Annotated in this window: 28 protein-coding genes; all 28 read left to right on the plus strand. The window is 30.1% G+C overall.

Features of this window, described 5'->3' with window-relative positions; genetic code table 11:
* The first annotated feature begins 9 nt into the window (after positions 1-9).
* The 28 genes from rnpM (at position 10) to B5G32_RS07365 (ending at position 19086) form a co-directional block, all read left to right on the plus strand.
* The gene (gene rnpM, locus B5G32_RS07230; RefSeq protein WP_087244061.1) at positions 10-264 is read left to right on the plus strand and encodes an RNase P modulator RnpM; all 255 of its coding nucleotides are present in this window, start codon (positions 10-12) and stop codon (positions 262-264) included.
* Positions 254-547: a L7Ae/L30e/S12e/Gadd45 family ribosomal protein gene (locus B5G32_RS07235; protein ID WP_087244060.1), complete on the plus strand. Its 294-nt coding sequence runs from the start codon at positions 254-256 to the stop codon at positions 545-547. Before rnpM ends, B5G32_RS07235 begins: the two co-directional genes overlap by 11 nt.
* Before the next feature lie 13 nt (positions 548-560).
* Positions 561-2411, plus strand: coding sequence for a translation initiation factor IF-2 (infB, locus tag B5G32_RS07240; RefSeq protein WP_087244059.1), 1851 nt, complete (start codon positions 561-563; stop codon positions 2409-2411).
* 13 nt (positions 2412-2424) lie between these two features.
* A complete protein-coding gene (gene rbfA, locus B5G32_RS07245; RefSeq protein ID WP_087244058.1) occupies positions 2425-2778 on the plus strand; it encodes a 30S ribosome-binding factor RbfA in 354 nt (117 codons plus the stop codon).
* 71 nt (positions 2779-2849) lie between these two features.
* Complete coding sequence (nagA, locus tag B5G32_RS07250) at positions 2850-3980, plus strand: N-acetylglucosamine-6-phosphate deacetylase (protein WP_087936278.1); 1131 nt, start codon at positions 2850-2852, stop codon at positions 3978-3980.
* Between the two features lie 13 nt (positions 3981-3993).
* Complete coding sequence (locus B5G32_RS07255; protein WP_087936279.1) at positions 3994-4872, plus strand: aldose 1-epimerase family protein; 879 nt, start codon at positions 3994-3996, stop codon at positions 4870-4872.
* Positions 4873-4911: 39 nt separating this feature from the next.
* Positions 4912-5082 (plus strand): sporulation protein Cse60, encoded by a 171-nt coding sequence (locus B5G32_RS07260; RefSeq protein ID WP_087244055.1) that lies wholly within the window; start codon positions 4912-4914, stop codon positions 5080-5082.
* A gap of 35 nt (positions 5083-5117) precedes the next feature.
* Positions 5118-5273: a DUF1540 domain-containing protein gene (locus tag B5G32_RS07265; RefSeq protein WP_087244054.1), complete on the plus strand. Its 156-nt coding sequence runs from the start codon at positions 5118-5120 to the stop codon at positions 5271-5273.
* A gap of 128 nt (positions 5274-5401) precedes the next feature.
* Complete coding sequence (locus tag B5G32_RS07270; protein ID WP_087244053.1) at positions 5402-5869, plus strand: hypothetical protein; 468 nt, start codon at positions 5402-5404, stop codon at positions 5867-5869.
* The gene (locus tag B5G32_RS07275; protein ID WP_087296595.1) at positions 5866-6588 is read left to right on the plus strand and encodes a pseudouridine synthase; all 723 of its coding nucleotides are present in this window, start codon (positions 5866-5868) and stop codon (positions 6586-6588) included. The genes B5G32_RS07270 and B5G32_RS07275 overlap by 4 nt, the downstream gene beginning before the upstream one ends.
* A gap of 19 nt (positions 6589-6607) precedes the next feature.
* Complete coding sequence (trmB, locus tag B5G32_RS07280; RefSeq protein ID WP_087244051.1) at positions 6608-7270, plus strand: tRNA (guanosine(46)-N7)-methyltransferase TrmB; 663 nt, start codon at positions 6608-6610, stop codon at positions 7268-7270.
* A complete protein-coding gene (locus B5G32_RS07285; RefSeq protein ID WP_224762514.1) occupies positions 7263-7583 on the plus strand; it encodes a thioredoxin family protein in 321 nt (106 codons plus the stop codon). The genes trmB and B5G32_RS07285 overlap by 8 nt, the downstream gene beginning before the upstream one ends.
* A gap of 41 nt (positions 7584-7624) precedes the next feature.
* Positions 7625-8224, plus strand: coding sequence for a hypothetical protein (locus B5G32_RS07290; protein ID WP_087936280.1), 600 nt, complete (start codon positions 7625-7627; stop codon positions 8222-8224).
* Complete coding sequence (gene acpS / locus B5G32_RS07295; RefSeq protein WP_087296593.1) at positions 8224-8553, plus strand: holo-ACP synthase; 330 nt, start codon at positions 8224-8226, stop codon at positions 8551-8553. Before B5G32_RS07290 ends, acpS begins: the two co-directional genes overlap by 1 nt.
* 208 nt (positions 8554-8761) lie before the next feature.
* Positions 8762-9094 carry a single-stranded DNA-binding protein gene (locus B5G32_RS07300; protein ID WP_087244047.1) on the plus strand — a complete coding sequence of 111 codons (333 nt, stop codon included), beginning with the start codon at positions 8762-8764 and terminating at the stop codon, positions 9092-9094.
* 75 nt (positions 9095-9169) lie between these two features.
* A complete protein-coding gene (lepA, locus tag B5G32_RS07305; protein WP_087936281.1) occupies positions 9170-10978 on the plus strand; it encodes a translation elongation factor 4 in 1809 nt (602 codons plus the stop codon).
* A gap of 87 nt (positions 10979-11065) precedes the next feature.
* Positions 11066-13129: a peptidoglycan D,D-transpeptidase FtsI family protein gene (locus tag B5G32_RS07310; protein WP_087936282.1), complete on the plus strand. Its 2064-nt coding sequence runs from the start codon at positions 11066-11068 to the stop codon at positions 13127-13129.
* A gap of 75 nt (positions 13130-13204) precedes the next feature.
* Positions 13205-13354 (plus strand): 50S ribosomal protein L33, encoded by a 150-nt coding sequence (rpmG, locus tag B5G32_RS07315; RefSeq protein ID WP_066443283.1) that lies wholly within the window; start codon positions 13205-13207, stop codon positions 13352-13354.
* A gap of 43 nt (positions 13355-13397) precedes the next feature.
* Complete coding sequence (locus tag B5G32_RS07320) at positions 13398-14012, plus strand: MBL fold metallo-hydrolase (RefSeq protein ID WP_087936283.1); 615 nt, start codon at positions 13398-13400, stop codon at positions 14010-14012.
* A 75-nt stretch (positions 14013-14087) separates the two neighbouring features.
* On the plus strand, positions 14088-15074 hold the full coding sequence (locus tag B5G32_RS07325; protein ID WP_087296590.1) for an ATPase, T2SS/T4P/T4SS family: 987 nt from the start codon (positions 14088-14090) through the stop codon (positions 15072-15074).
* Complete coding sequence (locus B5G32_RS07330) at positions 15067-16065, plus strand: type II secretion system F family protein (RefSeq protein ID WP_087936284.1); 999 nt, start codon at positions 15067-15069, stop codon at positions 16063-16065. The genes B5G32_RS07325 and B5G32_RS07330 overlap by 8 nt, the downstream gene beginning before the upstream one ends.
* 17 nt (positions 16066-16082) lie before the next feature.
* Entirely contained in the window at positions 16083-16388 is a 306-nt protein-coding gene (gene comGC, locus B5G32_RS07335) for a competence type IV pilus major pilin ComGC (protein WP_087244041.1), read from the plus strand.
* Complete coding sequence (gene comGD / locus B5G32_RS07340; RefSeq protein ID WP_087936285.1) at positions 16342-16773, plus strand: competence type IV pilus minor pilin ComGD; 432 nt, start codon at positions 16342-16344, stop codon at positions 16771-16773. Before comGC ends, comGD begins: the two co-directional genes overlap by 47 nt.
* A gap of 153 nt (positions 16774-16926) precedes the next feature.
* On the plus strand, positions 16927-17391 hold the full coding sequence (locus B5G32_RS07350) for a competence type IV pilus minor pilin ComGF (RefSeq protein ID WP_255374755.1): 465 nt from the start codon (positions 16927-16929) through the stop codon (positions 17389-17391).
* Positions 17369-17746, plus strand: a complete 378-nt coding sequence (locus tag B5G32_RS07355; RefSeq protein WP_087936287.1) for a hypothetical protein — start codon at positions 17369-17371, stop codon at positions 17744-17746. Before B5G32_RS07350 ends, B5G32_RS07355 begins: the two co-directional genes overlap by 23 nt.
* A gap of 13 nt (positions 17747-17759) precedes the next feature.
* On the plus strand, positions 17760-17915 hold the full coding sequence (locus B5G32_RS13810) for a hypothetical protein (protein ID WP_158093990.1): 156 nt from the start codon (positions 17760-17762) through the stop codon (positions 17913-17915).
* Positions 17916-18004: 89 nt separating this feature from the next.
* Positions 18005-18565 (plus strand): elongation factor P, encoded by a 561-nt coding sequence (gene efp / locus B5G32_RS07360; RefSeq protein WP_087244036.1) that lies wholly within the window; start codon positions 18005-18007, stop codon positions 18563-18565.
* Positions 18566-18627: 62 nt separating this feature from the next.
* Entirely contained in the window at positions 18628-19086 is a 459-nt protein-coding gene (locus B5G32_RS07365; RefSeq protein ID WP_087244035.1) for a SpoIIIAH-like family protein, read from the plus strand.
* The last annotated feature ends 121 nt before the right edge of the window (positions 19087-19207 follow it).

Raw genomic sequence — 19207 nt, forward strand, 5'->3', positions numbered from 1 at the left:
TGATTTTGAGTGCGAAAGATACCTTTAAGAAAGTGTGTAGCAACACAAGAACAATTGCCTAAAAAAGAATTGATTCGTGTGGTGAGAAATAAAGAAGGTGAAGTATTTGTTGATCCAACAGGAAAGATGAATGGAAGAGGTGCTTATTTAAAAAGAAGCCTTGAAGCAATTGAAATAGCTCAAAAAAAAGGAGTTTTAAAAAAATCTCTTGAAGTAGATATACCTGATGAGATTTTTGAAGAATTAAAAAAATATGTTGGATAAAAGTACGATTTCATTGTTGGGATTAGCAATGCGTGCTAGAAAAATTGCTACAGGAGATGTGTTATTAAAGTCAATTCGACAAAAAAAGGTTGATTTTGTTATCATTGCAGAAGATGCAAGTGATAATACCAAAAAGAAATATATTGATAAATGTACCTATTATCATATTGATTATTGTGTTATGGGACAAAGTGAAGAACTTTCTCAAGCTATTGGGAAAAACAATCGTGTTGCGTTAGGTATATTGGATAAAGGTTTTGCAAATAAAATCAAATCAAAATGAGGAGGTTGATATTATGGCAAAAAAGAATACATCAACAAAGAAAAAGGGAAACCATCATAAAAAGAAACTCATTTCTAATATTCCACAAAAAAAGGAAGAAAAGAAATTGGGAGATGGAATTATTGAATATGAAGATGGTATTACAGTTGGTGAATTAGCTGAGATGATTGGACAGACACCAGCTAATGTTATTAAAGTTTTATTTATGCTTGGAACAATGGTAACAATCAATTCATCATTAAATGATGAACAAGTTGAGTTAATTTGTCTTGAGTATGGTTATGAAGTAAAGAAAAAGGTTATTGTCAGTGAAATTAACTTTGAAGATATTGAAATCATTGATGATGAAGCTGATTTAGTTGGTCGTCCACCAGTTGTTACAATTATGGGACATGTTGATCATGGTAAGACAACTTTACTTGATTATATTAGAAAATCAAGAGTGGCAGAAGGCGAATTTGGTGGTATTACTCAACATATTGGTGCTTATCAGGTTGAAGTGAATGGAAAGAAAATCACGTTCTTGGATACGCCTGGACATGAAGCATTTACTGCAATGCGTGCCCGTGGAGCGCAATTAACAGACATTGTTATTATTGTTGTTGCTGCTGATGATGGCGTTATGCCACAAACAAAAGAAGCAGTTGACCATGCCTTAGCTGCTGGTGTACCTATTGTTGTCGCTATTAATAAAATTGATAAAGAAGGTGCTGATCCTGAACGTATCAAAGGTGAAATGAGTGAATTAGGTTTAATGCCTGAAGAATGGGGTGGAGATACAGTTTACTGTAATATTTCTGCAAAAAAAGGAATTGGAATTCAGGAATTATTAGAAACATTGACAGTTGTTGCAGAACTTGCTGATTTAAAAGCAAATCCAAAACGTTATGCTTATGGTAGTGTTGTTGAAGGTCGTTTGGATAAAGGAAGAGGACCTGTTGCAACTTTACTTGTACAAAATGGAACATTAAGAGCTGGAGATCCAATTGTTGTAGGAACTGCCTTTGGACGTGTTCGTCAAATGCTTGGTGATCATGGAAAAGAATTAAAAGAAGCTGGTCCTTCAACTCCAGTAGAAATTACAGGATTGAATGATGTGCCTGTAGCTGGTGATAAGTTTATGGCATTTGAAACTGAAAAGATGGCTCGTCATGTTGGAGAAGAAAGACAAAAGGCTAAACAGGAACAAGATCGTGGTGTTAGCTCAGCAATGAGCTTAGATGATTTGTTCAACCAAATTAAAGAAGGACAGGTTGCTCATCTAAATATTATTGTCAAAGCTGATGTCAATGGTACAGCTGAGGCTGTTAAGGGTTCATTAGAAAAGATTGATATTGATGGTGTACGTGTCAATGTTATTCGTTCGACTGTTGGTGCAATCAGTGAATCTGATGTTTTATTGGCTAGTGCTTCTAAAGCTATTATTTATGGATTTAATGTTCGTCCTGATGCTAATGTAAGACGTAAAGCAGAGGAAGAAGGAGTAGAAATCAGACTTCATAATATTATTTATAAAATGGTTGAAGAAATTGAAGCGGCTATGCGTGGTATGCTTGCTCCTGAATTAGAAGAAGTTGTAACTGGTCAAGCTGAAATTAGACAAGTTATCAAGGTTTCTAAAATTGGAAATATTGCTGGTTCATATGTAACAGATGGATATATACGTAGAGATTGTGGTATTCGTTTAATCCGTGATGGTGTTGTTATTTATGAAGGAAAATTAGCATCTTTAAAACGATTTAAAGACGATGCAAAAGAAGTATCGGCTGGGTATGAATGTGGTATGACAATTGAAAACTATAATGATATTAAAGAAGGAGATATCATTGAAGGATTCATCATGGAAGAAGTCGAAAGAAAATAGGAGCTGATCTTTTATGGTATTAAAAAAAGAAAAATTAAATAATATTATTCAAAGAGAATTATCTGATATTATTCAAATGGAAGTTAAAGATCCAGCCATAGGTTTTTGTACGATTACTGGTGTAGAAGTAACAAATGATTTATCAATTGCTAAAGTTTATGTTTCTTTTTTAAATAAAAATCCTCAAAAAAGAATGGAAGCTTTACAACACTCTAAAGGATTTATTCGTACTCTTTTAGCAAAACGTTTAACAGTTCGTAAATGTCCTGAGCTACAGTTTGTTATAGATACATCAATTGAATATGGTAATAAAATTGAAAGTATTATTGAAGAATTAAATCAACAAAAAAAGATTTCTAATGATTAGAAATCTTTTTTTATATATTGTTTGAAGATTAAGGTTAATAAGCATATAATAAAAGAAGGAGGACATAAAAAATGAAAAAATGTATTATAAACGGGAAAATCATTTTACATGATGAAATTGTAAACAAAAATGTATTTATTGAAGATGATAAGATTACAGAAATTAGTGATCGTCAACCAGAAGATGAAGATATTATTGATGCAAAAGGTGCTTATGTAAGCCCAGGTTTCATTGATGTACATACGCATGGTCGTGGTGGTAGTGATACGATGTATGCTACATTTGATGATTTAAACACAATCTCTAAAGCAACTTTAAAAACAGGAGTAACATCATTTTTACCAACAACAATGACTATGCCTGTTGATGATATTGCTAAAGCTATTGAAAATATTGCTGTCAATAAAGATAAAGTTGAAGGGGCTCAAGTTTTAGGTACACACTTAGAAGGACCTTTCTTTAATAAAAAATATAAAGGAGCACAACCAGAAGAATGTATGATTTTGCCAACAGTTGATAATTATTTATCTTTTGTTCAAGATCATCAGGATATCATCAGAAAAATTTCTATTGCTCCTGAATTAGAACACTCATTAGAACTCATATCTTATTTAAAAGATAAGAATACAGTTGTTTCTTTAGGACATACAAATGCAACTTATGAACAAGCTCAAGCGGCTATTGATGCGGGGGCAACTTCAGGAACACATACTTATAATGCTATGACACCATTAACACATAGAGCACCAGGTGTTGTTGGAGCTGTTATGATCAATGATAGTGTTTATGCAGAATTGATTTTAGATGGCGTACATGTCAATTATGCAGCTGCTAAAGCATTATTACGTACTAAAGGTAAAGATAAATTGATTTTAATTACAGATTCTCTTGAAGCAGCAGGTTTGGAAAACGGAAAATATCTTTTAGGAAATCAAGATGTTTATGTAAAAGACGGAGAAGCAAGATTGATTGATGGAACATTAGCAGGAAGTATTGTTTCAATGAATGTGGCTGTTAAAAATGCTTATGAACATCTTGAATTAACATTAAATGAAGCTGTCAATTTAGCAAGTTATAATCCTGCTCAGAGTTTAAATGAACCATTATTAGGAGAAATTAAAGTGGGAAATTATGCAGATATTATTTTCTTTGATGACAACATTCAAATTCAACAAACAATGATTAAGGGACAATTGAAATAGGTAGGTATAGAATATGGTGATTTTAAAAAATAGTGAATTAGAAGTTGAATTAAATGCAAAAGGTGCTGAAATTATTAAAATTATCGGACAGCATGATCAAATAAACTATATGTGGCGTAGAGATCCATCATTATGGGCAAGTAGTGCACCAATACTTTTCCCAATTGTAGGTGCTTTGCATAATGATGAATGTCGTATAGATGGACAAACATATCATATGACACAACATGGTTTTTCTAGACATAATGAATATATGACACATCAATTATCTGATACTTGCGTTGAGTTTGAATTAACTCCAAATGAAGATATTTTAAAACAATATCCATATTTATTTAATTTGAAAGTCATTTATACTTTAAAAGGGAATACATTGGAATGTCAATGTGTTGTCAAAAATACTGATCAAAAAACAATTTATTTCCAGATTGGTGGACATCCAGCATTTGCATGTCCGTTTATGGAAAATGAATCAAGCAATGATTACTATGTTGAATTTGAAAAAGAAGAAACTCTTGATCAGAAAGTCATTGATGTTGCTCATCGTGCTATGTCACGTACAACAAAACCATTTTTTGATCATGAAAAACGTTTCTTTGTAAGACAGGCATTATTGGATAATGATGCTATTGTATTTAAAGATTTTCAATCAAGTTATGTTGCATTAAAATCAATTAATCATCAAAAAGCTATTTATTTCCATATGAAAAATTATCCACATCTTGGAATTTGGGCAAGTAAACATGTCGGTGGATTATTAGCTATAGAACCATGGAATGGACATGGAGATTATATCGACTTTGATGGCGAATTTAAAGATAAAGAAGGTATCATTTCATTAGAACCACAACAAGAATTCAGTTGCCAATTTGCTATTGAAATACGTCAATAGTTGACAAATTGAATATAGTCATGATGTTATAATAGATATATGAAAATTAAAATCATAGAAAAAACACATGAATTGGATTTAGAAGATGCACTTAATGAATTTATTCAAAAAGAAAATCCGCAAATTCAGGATATGCAATATCAGGTTGCTTTAACATCATGTCATGGAAATCTTGAATACAGTTTTAGTTGTTTGATTGTATATTCATAGTCCATCAAGCCATAATAATATATGGAGGTGAAACTATGGCTAAGGATGTTAAATGTAGCGTAGATAGTTGTAAATATTATTGTGATGGATGTTGTGAAGCAAACTGTATTCATGTCGGTAATTGTCACTGCGTTGAAGCAAAGAAAAATGCAGAAACTGCTTGTGATACATTTGAATGTCGTGGAAAATAAATTTTCAATGTTGTATTGAAAATAAGGTATTGTTATGCTAGTCATAATGATACCTTTTTTCATTATGAGCATGATGATTTCATATAGCTATCTGATTATAAATTTGTTATAATAGAAGCGGTGATGATATGAAAAAAATATTATTATGTTTATTGATTTCTTTGTTCTGTGTGGCATGTCAATCATCATCTTCTGATGAACAATTTCAGGAATATTATCAAATTAAAGAACAGTTAATATCACATCAGGAATTTGATACAGATTATCCATTTCATGTTCAAGTTGTTTTTTATGATTTAGAAGATAGTTATCGTTATGATGTTATTATCGACCAGCCACAGGTTGATATGTATTATATCGAGGCTATGGCATATGCTCATGAAGATGATCAAAAGATGTGTCCGGTTTTAGGAATTGTTGATGACTCTATCAGCCACATGAAAGTTGATTATATTGATAAAAGTCAACATTTTTATAAAGGAGTTCAGCTTTCTGGAGAAACTGAAAAGATACAAGATGTAAAAATATATGTTTGTTATTATTTGGATAAAGAAAAAACACAAAAAGTAGAAAAATATATTGAGGTACAATCATGAGATTAGATAAATTATTAGCCCATTGTGGTTTTGGGACACGTAAAGAAGTCAAACAATTAATCAAAAATGGTTATGTGAAAGTCAATGGTGAAGTTATTAAAAAAGATAAACATCATGTTGATCCTGTAGGAGATAAGGTCTATGTTGATGATGAACGTATTCATTATCAGGAATATGTTTATTATATGTTAAATAAACCTGCTGGCTATGTGAGTGCCACTGAAGATAATGTTTATCCAACTGTTATTGATTTAATTGAAGAAAATTATCGCCAAGATTTATTTCCTGTTGGAAGATTAGATGTTGATACCGAAGGCTTATTATTGATTACAAATGATGGTGTTCTTGCTCATCAGCTGTTATCACCTAAAAAACATTGCCCTAAAGTGTATTATGCAAAAATTCAAGGTGTTGTAACAGATGATGATGTTCAAACCTTTTTATCTGGTGTTGTTATTGATAATGAATATCAATGTCAAAGTGCACATTTAAAAATTTTATCAACAACACAAAATCATAGTGAGATTGAAGTAGAAATCTATGAAGGAAAATTCCATCAGGTTAAGAAAATGTTTCATGCTGTTGGTAAAGAAGTTCTTTATTTAAAAAGAATACGTATGAAAAATTTAAACTTAGATGAAAATCTTGAATTAGGAGCTTATCGTCCTTTAACTGATGAAGAATTAGATAGATTAAAGAGTGAAACTGTGTTACAATAAAAAAATATAGGAGGCTTATATGCGTTTAAGAAATAATCCTAAAGCTAATGATATTTTAGCTGCACATGATGATATTGTGATTTTAGATGGTAAACAATATCGTGGAAAATGGAATGAGTTATTTGGAAATTCAAATCCTATATATATTGAAATTGGAATGGGTAAGGGTGATTTTATTATTGAAAATGCTTTACGTTATCCAAATATCAACTATATTGGAATTGAAAAATTTCCAAGTGTTATGGTCGGAGCTATAAAAAAAATAGATCAATTAGAAAAAATACCATCAAATTTAAAATTATTAAAAGAAGATGCCATTCTTTTAACAGAAGTTTTTGGTAAACATGAAGTGAATCGTATACATTTAAATTTTAGTGATCCTTGGCCTAAGAAAAGACATACAAAAAGACGTTTAACATCACCTGCATTTTTAGATGTATATCAAAATATTCTTATTGATAATGGTGAATTGATTTTAAAAACAGATAACCGTTTATTGTTTGAATATTCTTTGGTGTCATTTCAAAACTATGGATTACATTTTGAAGATGTATGCTTAGACTTGCATCATAGTGAAGGATATGAGGATAATATTCAAACAGAATATGAGAGAAAGTTTTCTCCATTTGGTCCAATATATCAAGTCAAAACAACATTTAAAGGAGTTAATAAAAATGGATAATTTAATAAAGATTAGTGATTTACAAGCATTTGAAAATGCAATTAAAGGAAATGCTATGTTAGTATTTTCAACAACATGGTGTCCAGATTGTCATTTTTTAAAAACATTTATTGATGATTTAGTAGCACAAAATCCAGAGTGGACTTTCTATTATATAGATCGTGATGAAATGGTTGATTTGTGTATTGATTTAGAGATTATGGGTATTCCATCTTTCGTCGCTTATCGTGATGGTAAAGAAGTTGGAAGATATGTCAATAAATTAAGAAAAACACAACAGCAGATTCAGGAGTTTATTGATCAGATTGATTAGAAAATGAGAAATAGAAATAATGTTGTAAGGAGGAAAGCAAAATGTTTAAAAAGTTTTTTAAAAAAGAAGAGGAAGAAGAATTATTTGAAAAAGTTGATCCTGTTTTAGAACAAAGACGTAAAGAAAAATTTAGTACTCCTCTTATTTATAATGATGAGGTTGAAACAAAGAAAGATATCAAAAAAGAAGAGCCAAAGAAAAAAGAAGTTAAAAAAAGTGCGCCTGCAGAATCTACTTATCGTATGAGTGAGATTATATCTCCAATGACAGGTTTAAAAGAGACAAAAAAACCAGAAGTTAAAAAGGTGGCAAAACCTAAGGTTAAGAAAGTCAAAAAGGAATCAGATGAATTAATTCCCATTATTAGTCCGTTTTACGGTCCATTTGAAAATGTGGAAGAAGAAAAGACAAAAAAACCAAAAAAGGTTGAAGTGGAAGAACCAAGTGTTGAACAGAATTTAAGAAATATAGCAAATATTGTTGAAGAAGAACAAGATCAATTAAAAATTATTGAAGAGAGAACTGGTGAATTTAAGCTAGATTTCCAAAACAAAGATGAGGATTCTTTCATTGATGAAATTGATGATTCTATGAGTTTAGATGAATTGATGAGTCTTTATGAAAAAAAGTTTAAAGATTAATGAAGGGAATAGGTGTTGATATTATTGATCTTGAACGTTTAGATATTCATAATCTCAATTTTGTTAAACATATTTTATCGCCAAAAGAGTATCAGATATTTACAAAAATGAATTCTCCTAAAAGACAATTAGAATTTTTAGGAGGACGTTTTGCTGGTAAAGAAGCTTATATGAAAGCTTGTCATGTTGGTATTGGAGCAATGGCTTTTCATGATATTGAAATTTTAAATGATGAAAGTGGTGCGCCTTATTTACATGATTCTCATGCTCATATTTCTATTTCACATGAAAATAAATATGCAATTGCATTTGTTTTGCTTGAAAAGTAAAGATTTTCTTTACTTTTTTCTTTTATAGGCATGACTCATTTTAATAAATTGGCTCATATTTTTGTATGATTTCTCCATTTTTTTATCATTTTTATGCTTTTTGAGCTTCCAAAATATAAAGAAAAGTTATAAAAAGGATAAAAATAACCATTTTTGGTACTTTTTATATTTTCCTATATACTCATAGATGAGGAGGTAAAATATAAAAATGTTTAATGAAATTATTTTAATAGGGAGACTTGCTGAAAATCCAAAATTCAAAGAAACACCGACTGGTGTTAAATTAGCAACTTTAATCTTAGATGTAGAAAGACCTTATCGTAATAATTTAGGGATTAGAGATCATGATTATATTAGTTGTGTTCTTTGGAAAGGCATAGCTCAAGAAGTTATGGATTGTTGCGAAGCAGGAAGTTTTTTAGGAATTAAAGGAAGGCTTCAGTCTAAAACATTTGAATCGCCTGATCATTTATCTACAACGATCATGGAAGTCAAAGTTGAACATGTTGAATTTTTGGATAAGTATTTTATGAAAAAATAGTCATTTGACTATTTTTTTGTTTTCTTTTAAGATAGAATTGTGTAAAATAGATAAGAATAGAAAGGGGAGATAAAGATGAGTATTGATCAGTCACATATTAGAAATTTTTCTATTATCGCCCATATTGATCATGGAAAATCGACTCTTGCTGATAGAATTTTACAACTTACTGGGGCAGTGAGTGATCGTGATATGAAGGAACAGTTACTTGATAGTATGGACTTGGAAAGAGAAAGAGGTATTACTATTAAATTAAATGCTGTTCAATTGACTTATAAAGCCAAAAATGGCGAAACATATCTTTTGCATTTAATAGATACACCCGGTCATGTAGACTTTACATATGAAGTTTCACGCTCTTTAGCTGCATGCGAGGGAGCTGTATTGGTTGTTGATGCTGCTCAAGGTGTTGAAGCGCAGACATTAGCCAATGTCTTTTTAGCATTAGATAATGATTTAGAAATTTTACCTGTTATTAATAAAATTGATTTACCAAGTGCAGACCCACAGCGTGTTATTCATGAAATTGAAGATATTATAGGTTTACCAGCTGATGAAGCACCTTTGATTTCAGCCAAAACTGGATTAAATATCGAAGATGTTTTGGAAGATATTGTTTTGAATGTTCCTGCACCACGTGGTGATATTTCTCATCCTACACAGGCTTTGATTTTTGATTCTTATTATGACAGTTATCGAGGTGTTATTGTTTTTGTTTGTGTCAAAGAAGGAAAAATAAAAGTTGGAGATCATATTCGTTTTATGGCTACTGGAGCTGTTTATGAAGTGTTGGAAGTAGGGGTCAGAACACCAAAAGAGGTTAAAAAAGAAGAACTTGTAACAGGGGAAGTTGGATGGATTGCTGCTTCGATTAAATCCATTAGTGACGTTCATGTCGGTGATACAATTACAACTTTAGAACAACCTTCAAATGTTCAGTTACCAGGATATCGTCAATTAAATCCAATGGTTTACTGTGGTTTGTATCCTGTTGATAATGCAAAATATAAAGATTTAAGAGAAGCATTAGAAAAAATGAAATTAAGTGATTCATCACTTGTTTTTGAACCGGAAACGTCACAGGCTTTAGGATTTGGATTCCGTTGTGGATTTTTAGGCCTTTTACATATGGATGTTATTGAAGAACGTCTTGAAAGAGAATTTGATCTTGAATTAATAGCTACGGCGCCATCCGTTATTTATCATTGTTATTTAACAGATGGTTCTATGATTGAAATTGACAATCCTGCTGCATTGCCTGGACCACAAAGAATCGATCATATTGAAGAACCATTTGTTAAGGCTTCAATTATGACACCTAATGAATATGTAGGTCCAATTATGGAACTATGCCAATCTAAACGTGGTGAATATCAGGATATTGAATATATTGATGACTTGAGAAGAAATGTTGTTTACCTGATTCCATTAAGTGAGATTGTCTATGACTTTTTTGATAAATTAAAATCATGTACAAAAGGATACGCTTCTTTTGATTATGAATTAGATGGTTATAAAGAAAGTCGATTAACACGTATGGATATTTTATTGAATGGTGATGTTGTAGATGCTTTATCAACAATTGTTCATAAAGATTTTGCTTATAATCGTGGTCGTATTATTTGTGAGAAATTAAAAGAGATTATCCCAAAACAGATGTTTGAAGTTCCTATTCAAGCTGCAATACAGGGTAAAGTTATTGCGAGAACAAATATCAAAGCTATGCGTAAAAACGTTTTAGCAAAATGTTATGGTGGGGATATTTCACGTAAGAAAAAACTTTTAGAAAAACAAAAAGAAGGTAAAAAACGAATGAAAGCAGTAGGAAGTGTAGAAATTCCTCAAGAAGCTTTTATGGCTATTCTTTCTGTTGATGATGATTAAGAGAATTTGTGAAATTCTCTTTTTCTTATGGGTTGATTTACTTTCTAGATTGTATATAATATAATAAGTCGAGGAGGTGCATTAAAATTGAATTTATTCAAAAAAAATCCCATTCGATTTGAAGGGCAAAAAGAAATTGAAACCCAAATTAAAAATCAAACCGATAATGTCATCTCAAGAAGATTTAAAATTTTAATGGGAGTTATTGGTGCTGTTGGTGTTGTCTTGTTGATACGTTTGTTTATTACTCAAATTTCTCAACAGGAATATTATTCAACAAAACTTAAACAATATAATACGAGTCTTTTTACTGCTGATACATTCCGTGGTAATATTTATGATCGAAATTATAAAAGACTTTCTTACAATAAAAATATCAATTGTGCGACTTATTATGCCGTACAAAGTATTACGCAAGATGATATCAAAATCATTGCAAATTTTTTAGTCAAAAATGTAAATGTTGATATTAAAAGTGTAACTGAAAGAGATAAAAAAGATTATTTGATTTTAAAATGCAAGGATACTAAAGATGATTTAATTAATGATTTAATCACTAGCGAAGAAAGATCGACATATTCAAGTGATGAAATTTATCAATTACAATTAAGTCGTATTACAAGTCAGATGTTAAAAGACAATTTATCTGATGATGATATTAAGTATTATATGATTTATTCAAAAATTCAAAACTGTACAAGTGGATCAGTTGTTTTATTAGAAGGTTTAACAGTTAAAGAAGCAAGTCTCATTGGTGAAAATTCTGATATTTTACGTGGTGTTAAAGTAACAAATGACTGGTCAAGAGAAAATACATACGGTACAGAATTTAAATCTGTTTTAGGAAGAGTAACATCGAAAAAAGAAGGATTGCCTGCAAGTACAAAAGATATATTATTAGCTCAGGATTATAACAATGATTCACGTGTAGGAAAAAGTGGTTTAGAAATGCAATATGAAAATATTTTGGCTGGAACTCCAGCAACTTATTCCTTGGCTTATGATAGTGATGGAAATCCTGTTGTAGAAACTGTATCAAGCGGGACAAAAGGTGATAATATTCGTTTGACTATTGATTGGGATTTACAATCGGCGATTACTGATGAAATTGAAAAACAAATGAAGGCACATACGAGTTCAATATATAGATATGCTAATAACATTTATCTTGTTATGATTGATCCTAATACAGGAGCCATTTATGCAATGTGTGGTTATCAAAGAGATGAAAAGGGAGATATTTATGAATTGGCTGGTGGCGCTGTTCAAAACGCATTTGAAATAGGTTCGGCATTTAAAGGTGGAACAATATATGCAGGTATTAAACATGGTGTGATTAATCAATACACGGAATTTGATGATACAAGTAGTGGTTTTAAAATAGCTGGTACACCGACCAAGTTTTCATGGGATACAGGTGGATTAGGACGTTTAAATGCTGCAGAAGCATTGTCACAATCTTCGAATATTTATATGTTTTATGTTGCAACCTTATTAGGTGGAGGAACTTATGAATATGGAGAGCCTTTGTCTATTAGGGATTCAGCATTTGATCAGATGAGACTTGATGTAGGAGAATTAGGATTAGGTGTAAAGACAGGTATAGATTTACCTAGTGAAGCCTTAGGCTATCGTGGTCGTGTTACACAACGACAAGCTGGTAACTTTCTTGACTTTGCAATTGGACAATATGATACTTATACACCAATTCAAATGGCACAATATGTTTCCTCAATTGCCAATGGTGGTAAAAGAGTCCAACCACATCTTTTTATGGAATCTTTTACAGAAGATGACGATGGTACAAAGATATCACTTTTACAACATCAGGTAAAAGTACTCGATGATGTCTCAAGTTATAAATTAGCTTTTGATACAATTCATACTGGATTTAGAATGGGTTGTGTGTCAGGACTAGCGAGTGGTGTCAATGGAGATTATGAAGCAGCAGGAAAAACTGGGACTGGACAGAAAGTTTATGAAGGAACAAGTGACGTATGGGCCAATCGAGCCTTTATTGGATATGCTCCTTATGATAATCCAGAAATAGCTGTTGCTTGTATTGCTGAAGCATTACCTGATGCTGGTGGAGGGACATGTACGACTCTATCAAAATATGCATTTGAAAAGTATTTTGAAAAATATGGATAAAAAGTGAAAAATTTATGGTAATTTTGAATTGTTTATGCTATTATAGTATGGCAAAGTCGTGATGGAGGTGTAAAAATGAGAGAAAACATCATTTTAAAATGTACTGAATGTGGTGAAGAAAACTACATTAATACAAAAAATAAAAGAAATCATCCAGAAAGAATGGAAGTCAAAAAATACTGTCCTAGATGTAATAAAAAAACAACTCATAAAGAAAAAAAATAAGCCTTTTTGGCTTTTTTTCTTTATTTTGAAAGGAACGAAGATAATGATAAAAAAATTAATATTAGGAACAATGCAAACAAATTGTTATGTTATATATAATGATAATCATGAATGTTTTATTATTGATCCAGGTGCTCAAGGACAAAAAGTTGCTAAATTTTTAGAAGAAAAAGAGTTAGAATTAAAAGCTATATTATTGACACATGGACATTTTGATCATATTGGCGCTGTTGATTATTTATATGAAAGATTTCAATGTCCAGTATATGCACAAAAAGAATCATTTGAAATCATAAGAAATCCTCAATATAATCTATCTGCAATGATGGGAGAATCGTTTACTTTAAGAGCTCCTCTTTTGGAAGCAACTTCTACAATGAATATTATAGGGATGACAGTTCAGTGGCTATTGTTAGAAGGACACTGTTATGGAAGCAGTATGATTTATGTTCCTCAAGAAAATGCTTTATTTAGTGGTGATGTTCTGTTTGCTGGTTCGATTGGTCGTTATGATTTCCCCACATCATCTCATCTTACTACTAAAGAAAGTTTAGAAAAAATTAAATCTTTACAGTTTGATGCACGTTTACTCCCTGGGCATGGAGAAGAAAGCTCATTAAATTATGAACAAAAGCATAATCCATTTTTAAGATCATAAAAATTTATGATCTTTTTTTGTTGAAAAAAAGAAAAATGAAAAAATAATGCGTATATATATAATAGGAGGGTTATTATGGATGAACTATTTGAAAAAATGATTTATCGTGCATTGAATCAAAAAGCTACGGATATTCATATGTTATTAAAAAAAGATTTGAGAATTCAATTTCGTATTTTTGGTGAGTTAAAACTGTATGATGTTTTAGAAAATGAAAAAGGGTATAAATTAATGAATTTTATTAAATATAAATCATTGATTCATACGAATTATCGTTTGATGCCACAAACTGGAAATATTTCTTTAAAAATGAATCAGAAAAAATATTTCTTAAGAGTTTCTTATTTACCGTCATTAGAATTTGAAAGTATTGTCATAAGAATTTTAAACAATCATGAATTACGTTCGATTCAAGAACTTACATATCAAAAAGAAATACAAGATTATCTTTATTGGTTATCGAAACAAAGTCATGGACTCTTTTTTATAAGTGGAGCTACAGGTTCAGGAAAATCAACAACTTTATATACTGTTTTAAAACAAATTCTTAATGACTCTCAAAAAAACATCATTACAATAGAAGATCCTATTGAAATTCATTTGGATGGTTGTTTACAGATTGAGTTGAATGAAAAGATTGGTATTACATATTATGATACGCTTAGACAAATCCTTAGACATGATCCAGATGTTATTATGATTGGTGAAATTAGAGATGAAGAAACAGCAAGAATTGCTTTGACTTGTGCTTTAACTGGACATCTTGTTTTAACAACTATCCATGCTAGTAATGCACCACTTTCTATTAAACGCTTTATGAATTTGGGTATTCACAAAACCGATATACTTGATGTTGTTGTAGGCATTATTTCACAGCGTATGAAATATGACGTGGCAAATAAAAAGGCATTTGTCATATCTGAACTCATGAAAAAAGAGGATATAGACAAATATCTAAATCATCAGGAGTTTTCTTATCTTTCTTTTCATAAAGCAGCTCATCAATTCATTGAAATGGGATTCCCATCTGAATTATTTGAAGAGGAACTTGTCTATGAATAAAGATTATTTGTTATTAAAAAATCTGTATGGTTTATTGGAAGCAGGTTATAGTATTGAAGAAGCTTTACGTTTATGTCAGCAAATGATTCATTATCATGTTATTGATGAAATGTTGGAGCAGTTAAATCACGGTGAATCAATAGAAAACATTTTATTGAATTCTTCTTTACCACATTTGTTCTGCGAATATTTTCGTTTTTTTCAAAATAAAAATTGTTTATCAGAAGCAATTAAGAAAAGCCTAGATATTTGCATAATGAAAGAAGAATATCAAAATAAACTGAAATCAAAGTTAACATACCCTTCTATCTTGGTGACTTTTTTATTTCTTTTTTCACTATTTGTTGTGTTTATGCTGTTACCGAATGTCAATCAGCTTTTTAGTTCTTTCCAAATCGAAAAATCATTTCTTATAGAGATTTTATTTGGCTTTTTTTATTTTATACCAAGTTTTATTATTGGTGCTGTTTTTATAGCGTTATATCTTGTTTTAAGGCTGATTTATGCGTTAAAGCATAAATTATATAGAATTATTGAAATGTATCTCAAATGGCCGATATTTAAGCTGATTTTGCAAAAATATTTTTCACTCAAATTTGCATTATACTTTCATGAATTATTAAGTGAAGATATTGACAGTACCAGTGTTATAAGCATTTTAAATGAACAGATGACGGATAGTGATTTAAAAATTATTTTGTATGAGATAAATAATCGATTGTATGGAGGTGAGAACTTAGAAGAAATATTGGAAGACTTTGAATATTTTGATGATTTATTTATATCTTTTTTTCAGATGTATATGAAAAATCCACAACAAAGACATTCATTATCTTATTATATTCAGGTTACATATGAATATTTAGATTATTGTATAGAACGTTTTTTAAAATATCTGATTCCTATGATTTATGGCTTTGTGGCTTTGTTTGTCATTACAATTTATATAGCCATTATTATTCCTATGATGAATTCCATATCAAATATATAATAGAAAGGAAAGTAAATATGTTTAATAAAAAAGGGTTTACTTTAATTGAAATGATCTTCTGTATTAGTGTTATTTTAGTTATTCTACTTCTTGTTATTCCTAATGTAACATCTAAAAATACTGTTGTTAAAAATAAAGGGTGTGAAGCTCAAATTGAGGTTGTCAATTCACAAATTTTGTTATATGAAATTGAAAATGGTAAATTACCAACCAAGATTTCTGATTTAACAAGTGGCTCTGATCCATATTTAACAGAAAAGCAAGGTGTCTGTCCAAATGGAAAAAAAATATCTATCAAAAATGGGCAAGCCTATGTACGATAAATCAGGATTTACTATGATTGAAACATTATTTGTTCTCATGATTATGTGTATGTTATTTTGTTTGTCGTGGCGCATACATTTACCAGTCAAAAACGATCATACAAAGATTGAAGAAATAACACGTTTTTTATATCAGGCGAAATTGACAGCTATGAATCTAAAAACGCAAGTGACAGTGACTTTTGCATCTGATTTTATTCAATACGAATGGGAAGAATCCTCACAAACTTTTACTCTTGATTCAAATGATTCATTTGAATCACATCAGCTGACATTTAATGAAAATGGAAATATTCAAGGAGCAAAGACACTCACATATTATTGTGGGAGTCAAGTTTATACACTTGTTTATCAGATTGGAAGTGGTAGTTTTTATGTTCAATAGAAAAGGAACTACATTAATTGAAAGCTTGTTTGCTTTTGAAATTTTTATTTCAGTTTTTATTCTCTTTATAAGTTTATTTTCAATATTATACAAAAAGGAAGTAAAGATACATCAAGATTATCAATTATTGTTAAAAGAAGAAGGTGATTTCACATATTCACAAGATTACGTCAGTATCATCGAGATGGTTTTACTTTAATTGAAGTATTATTATCTCTTTCAATAACACTGATGATTATTTTCACTTTAACTGGTTTATTTAATCTTATACAATACGCTTATACTCATCATACTGCAAATAATGAAGATATTTATATTGCAGCCAAACAATGCAGTCAATATACCATTGGAACATCATACATAGAAGTTGGAGAGGTATTTCGCTATTTAGATTTTGATGGAGAAGAGAACTCGCTTATTCTTGATAACAATAGATTAGTAAAAACGCCAGGATTTGAAATATTATTATTTCATGTTGATGATGTTTCTTTTTCTATTGAAAATGATTTGATATATATCCATTTAACAAGAGATCGTCAACGTTACTCTTTTCTATTGACATATGCGTTTACTTCTGAAAAAGAGGAAGGACAAGATGAAATCGTTACTAATGAATAGAAGGGGATCTATTCTTCAAATAGTATTAATTGTTTTTATGCTTTTAACATTAGCATTATCTATAACGAGTTTTTATATTCTTCAATCTGCCAGCCAGCTCCATTCTATTTCTTTGTTATTGAAACAAAAAAATTTAGAAATTTTCTTGGTAAAATATTATAGCGATACTGTTCAAAATGATATTTTACTAAGTGATGATTACAGTTTTAATGATAATGAAGTGATATCAACCGTAGATGATTTAGGGAATTATTATGAAGTCACAACATTTGTTCAAACAAAACAGATGCAGTATTCTTTTTTAGTGTGGGTAGAAGTGGATACAGGAGCCATTTTAAAATTTGAATATGTATAGGAGGTTCTATTTTATGATTTATTATATTGTTTTTGGTATTTTGATTATTTGTTTTTTATTAACATGTTATTGTAATAAGGCAATGATAGATGAAAAAAAGAAACGCAATCTAAAAGTTATGACCTATATTTTACTTGCAATAGATTTTATCTTTATTCTTTTTTTCTAAAGCAATAGTACAATGCACTTTTTTATTTTACAATATTATTGAAATTTGCTATAATCTAGAAGACATATAGCAAAGGAGAGATATTTTTTATGGCAGTCAACATTAAAGAATTAAAACCAGGAAATGCATATACAGAAAATAATGATCTTTTTTTATGTATTTCTAATGATCAAAATAAACAAGGTAGATTATCAGGAAAATATATGGTAAAAAGAAAAAATATGAGAACAAGTGCTATTACTGAAGTTTCTTATAATCCTACTGCAAAAGTTGATTTAGCAATGATTGAAAAAAGAAAAATGCAATATTTATATGATTCAGGAGATAGCTTTGTTTTCATGGATAATGAAACTTATGAACAAATTGAAATTCCTGCTAGTCGTCTTGAATGGGAAAAGAATTTCTTAAAACCTTCAGACGAAGTAGAAATAACAAGTTATGAAAGTGAAGTTTTAGGAATTCAATTACCAATTAATGTTGCTTTTAAAATTACTGAAACTGAACCAGCTGTAAAAGGTGATACAGCAACTGGAGCAACAAAAAATGCAACTATCGAAACTGGATATCAAATTAAAGTTCCTTTATTTATTAATGAAGGTGAAGTTGTTATTGTTAATACAGTTGATGGTAAATATCAAGGAAGAGCGTAAGCTCTTTTTTTCATAATTAAGTCTGTTTTATCATATAGTATATAGAAAAAAGGAGAATGAATATGAATAAACAGGCTTTTACATTTTTAACTTTATTTAGTCTTATTCTTGTGTTATCAATTTATTACATCATGTTACCACCAACCTCACAAAATGAAGTTGTTCAAAATGATATTTCTACTATTGAACAATTACAGAATCAGCTTGATAAAAAAAGAGAAGATATTATTACTAAAAACAATGAAATTATTGCAAAAGAATCAAGCACTTCTGAATCTATTAATGAAGCACTAGAAACTATAAGTGAAACAAAAAATGTGACTGAAAAAGAAAAATCAATTGTCACACAATTAGGGGAACTTGGTTATCAGGAAAGTTATGTAGAAATTGATAATCAGACTGTCAAAATAACAATTTTGAAAAAGGATGCAACACAAAGTGATGCTTCAAATGTCATTAAAGAAGTTCTTAATTTAGTAGGTGATTCATATCAGGTGGAAGTTAAATTTATTGATGAATAAAACTGTCAAGCAATTTTGAAAATGTCCTAAAAAAAGTTAAACATTAGCACCGTTTGTACGATGCTTTTGTCTTGCTAGAAAGCCAAGAAAGTCATCATTTCTCCAAGGATGTTCCATTGGC

The organism is Massilimicrobiota sp. An80 (assembly GCF_002159255.1).
Taxonomy (GTDB): domain Bacteria; phylum Bacillota_I; class Bacilli_A; order Erysipelotrichales; family Coprobacillaceae; genus Allocoprobacillus; species Allocoprobacillus merdigallinarum.

Coding starts and splice junctions, on each gene's coding strand:
- B5G32_RS07290 (WP_087936280.1), top strand. CDS start 7,625: ATGTTTAAAAAGTTTTTTAAAAAAGAAGAGGAAGAAGAATTATTTGAA.
- B5G32_RS07235 (WP_087244060.1), top strand. CDS start 254: ATGTTGGATAAAAGTACGATTTCATTGTTGGGATTAGCAATGCGTGCT.
- B5G32_RS07275 (WP_087296595.1), top strand. CDS start 5,866: ATGAGATTAGATAAATTATTAGCCCATTGTGGTTTTGGGACACGTAAA.
- B5G32_RS07320 (WP_087936283.1), top strand. CDS start 13,398: ATGATAAAAAAATTAATATTAGGAACAATGCAAACAAATTGTTATGTT.
- acpS (WP_087296593.1), top strand. CDS start 8,224: ATGAAGGGAATAGGTGTTGATATTATTGATCTTGAACGTTTAGATATT.
- comGD (WP_087936285.1), top strand. CDS start 16,342: ATGGAAAAAAAATATCTATCAAAAATGGGCAAGCCTATGTACGATAAA.
- efp (WP_087244036.1), top strand. CDS start 18,005: ATGGCAGTCAACATTAAAGAATTAAAACCAGGAAATGCATATACAGAA.
- rpmG (WP_066443283.1), top strand. CDS start 13,205: ATGAGAGAAAACATCATTTTAAAATGTACTGAATGTGGTGAAGAAAAC.
- rbfA (WP_087244058.1), top strand. CDS start 2,425: ATGGTATTAAAAAAAGAAAAATTAAATAATATTATTCAAAGAGAATTA.
- B5G32_RS07270 (WP_087244053.1), top strand. CDS start 5,402: ATGAAAAAAATATTATTATGTTTATTGATTTCTTTGTTCTGTGTGGCA.
- infB (WP_087244059.1), top strand. CDS start 561: ATGGCAAAAAAGAATACATCAACAAAGAAAAAGGGAAACCATCATAAA.
- B5G32_RS07255 (WP_087936279.1), top strand. CDS start 3,994: ATGGTGATTTTAAAAAATAGTGAATTAGAAGTTGAATTAAATGCAAAA.
- nagA (WP_087936278.1), top strand. CDS start 2,850: ATGAAAAAATGTATTATAAACGGGAAAATCATTTTACATGATGAAATT.
- B5G32_RS07325 (WP_087296590.1), top strand. CDS start 14,088: ATGGATGAACTATTTGAAAAAATGATTTATCGTGCATTGAATCAAAAA.
- B5G32_RS07265 (WP_087244054.1), top strand. CDS start 5,118: ATGGCTAAGGATGTTAAATGTAGCGTAGATAGTTGTAAATATTATTGT.
- trmB (WP_087244051.1), top strand. CDS start 6,608: ATGCGTTTAAGAAATAATCCTAAAGCTAATGATATTTTAGCTGCACAT.
- B5G32_RS07330 (WP_087936284.1), top strand. CDS start 15,067: ATGAATAAAGATTATTTGTTATTAAAAAATCTGTATGGTTTATTGGAA.
- B5G32_RS07355 (WP_087936287.1), top strand. CDS start 17,369: ATGAAATCGTTACTAATGAATAGAAGGGGATCTATTCTTCAAATAGTA.
- B5G32_RS07285 (WP_224762514.1), top strand. CDS start 7,263: ATGGATAATTTAATAAAGATTAGTGATTTACAAGCATTTGAAAATGCA.
- B5G32_RS13810 (WP_158093990.1), top strand. CDS start 17,760: ATGATTTATTATATTGTTTTTGGTATTTTGATTATTTGTTTTTTATTA.
- lepA (WP_087936281.1), top strand. CDS start 9,170: ATGAGTATTGATCAGTCACATATTAGAAATTTTTCTATTATCGCCCAT.
- comGC (WP_087244041.1), top strand. CDS start 16,083: ATGTTTAATAAAAAAGGGTTTACTTTAATTGAAATGATCTTCTGTATT.
- B5G32_RS07260 (WP_087244055.1), top strand. CDS start 4,912: ATGAAAATTAAAATCATAGAAAAAACACATGAATTGGATTTAGAAGAT.
- B5G32_RS07300 (WP_087244047.1), top strand. CDS start 8,762: ATGTTTAATGAAATTATTTTAATAGGGAGACTTGCTGAAAATCCAAAA.
- B5G32_RS07365 (WP_087244035.1), top strand. CDS start 18,628: ATGAATAAACAGGCTTTTACATTTTTAACTTTATTTAGTCTTATTCTT.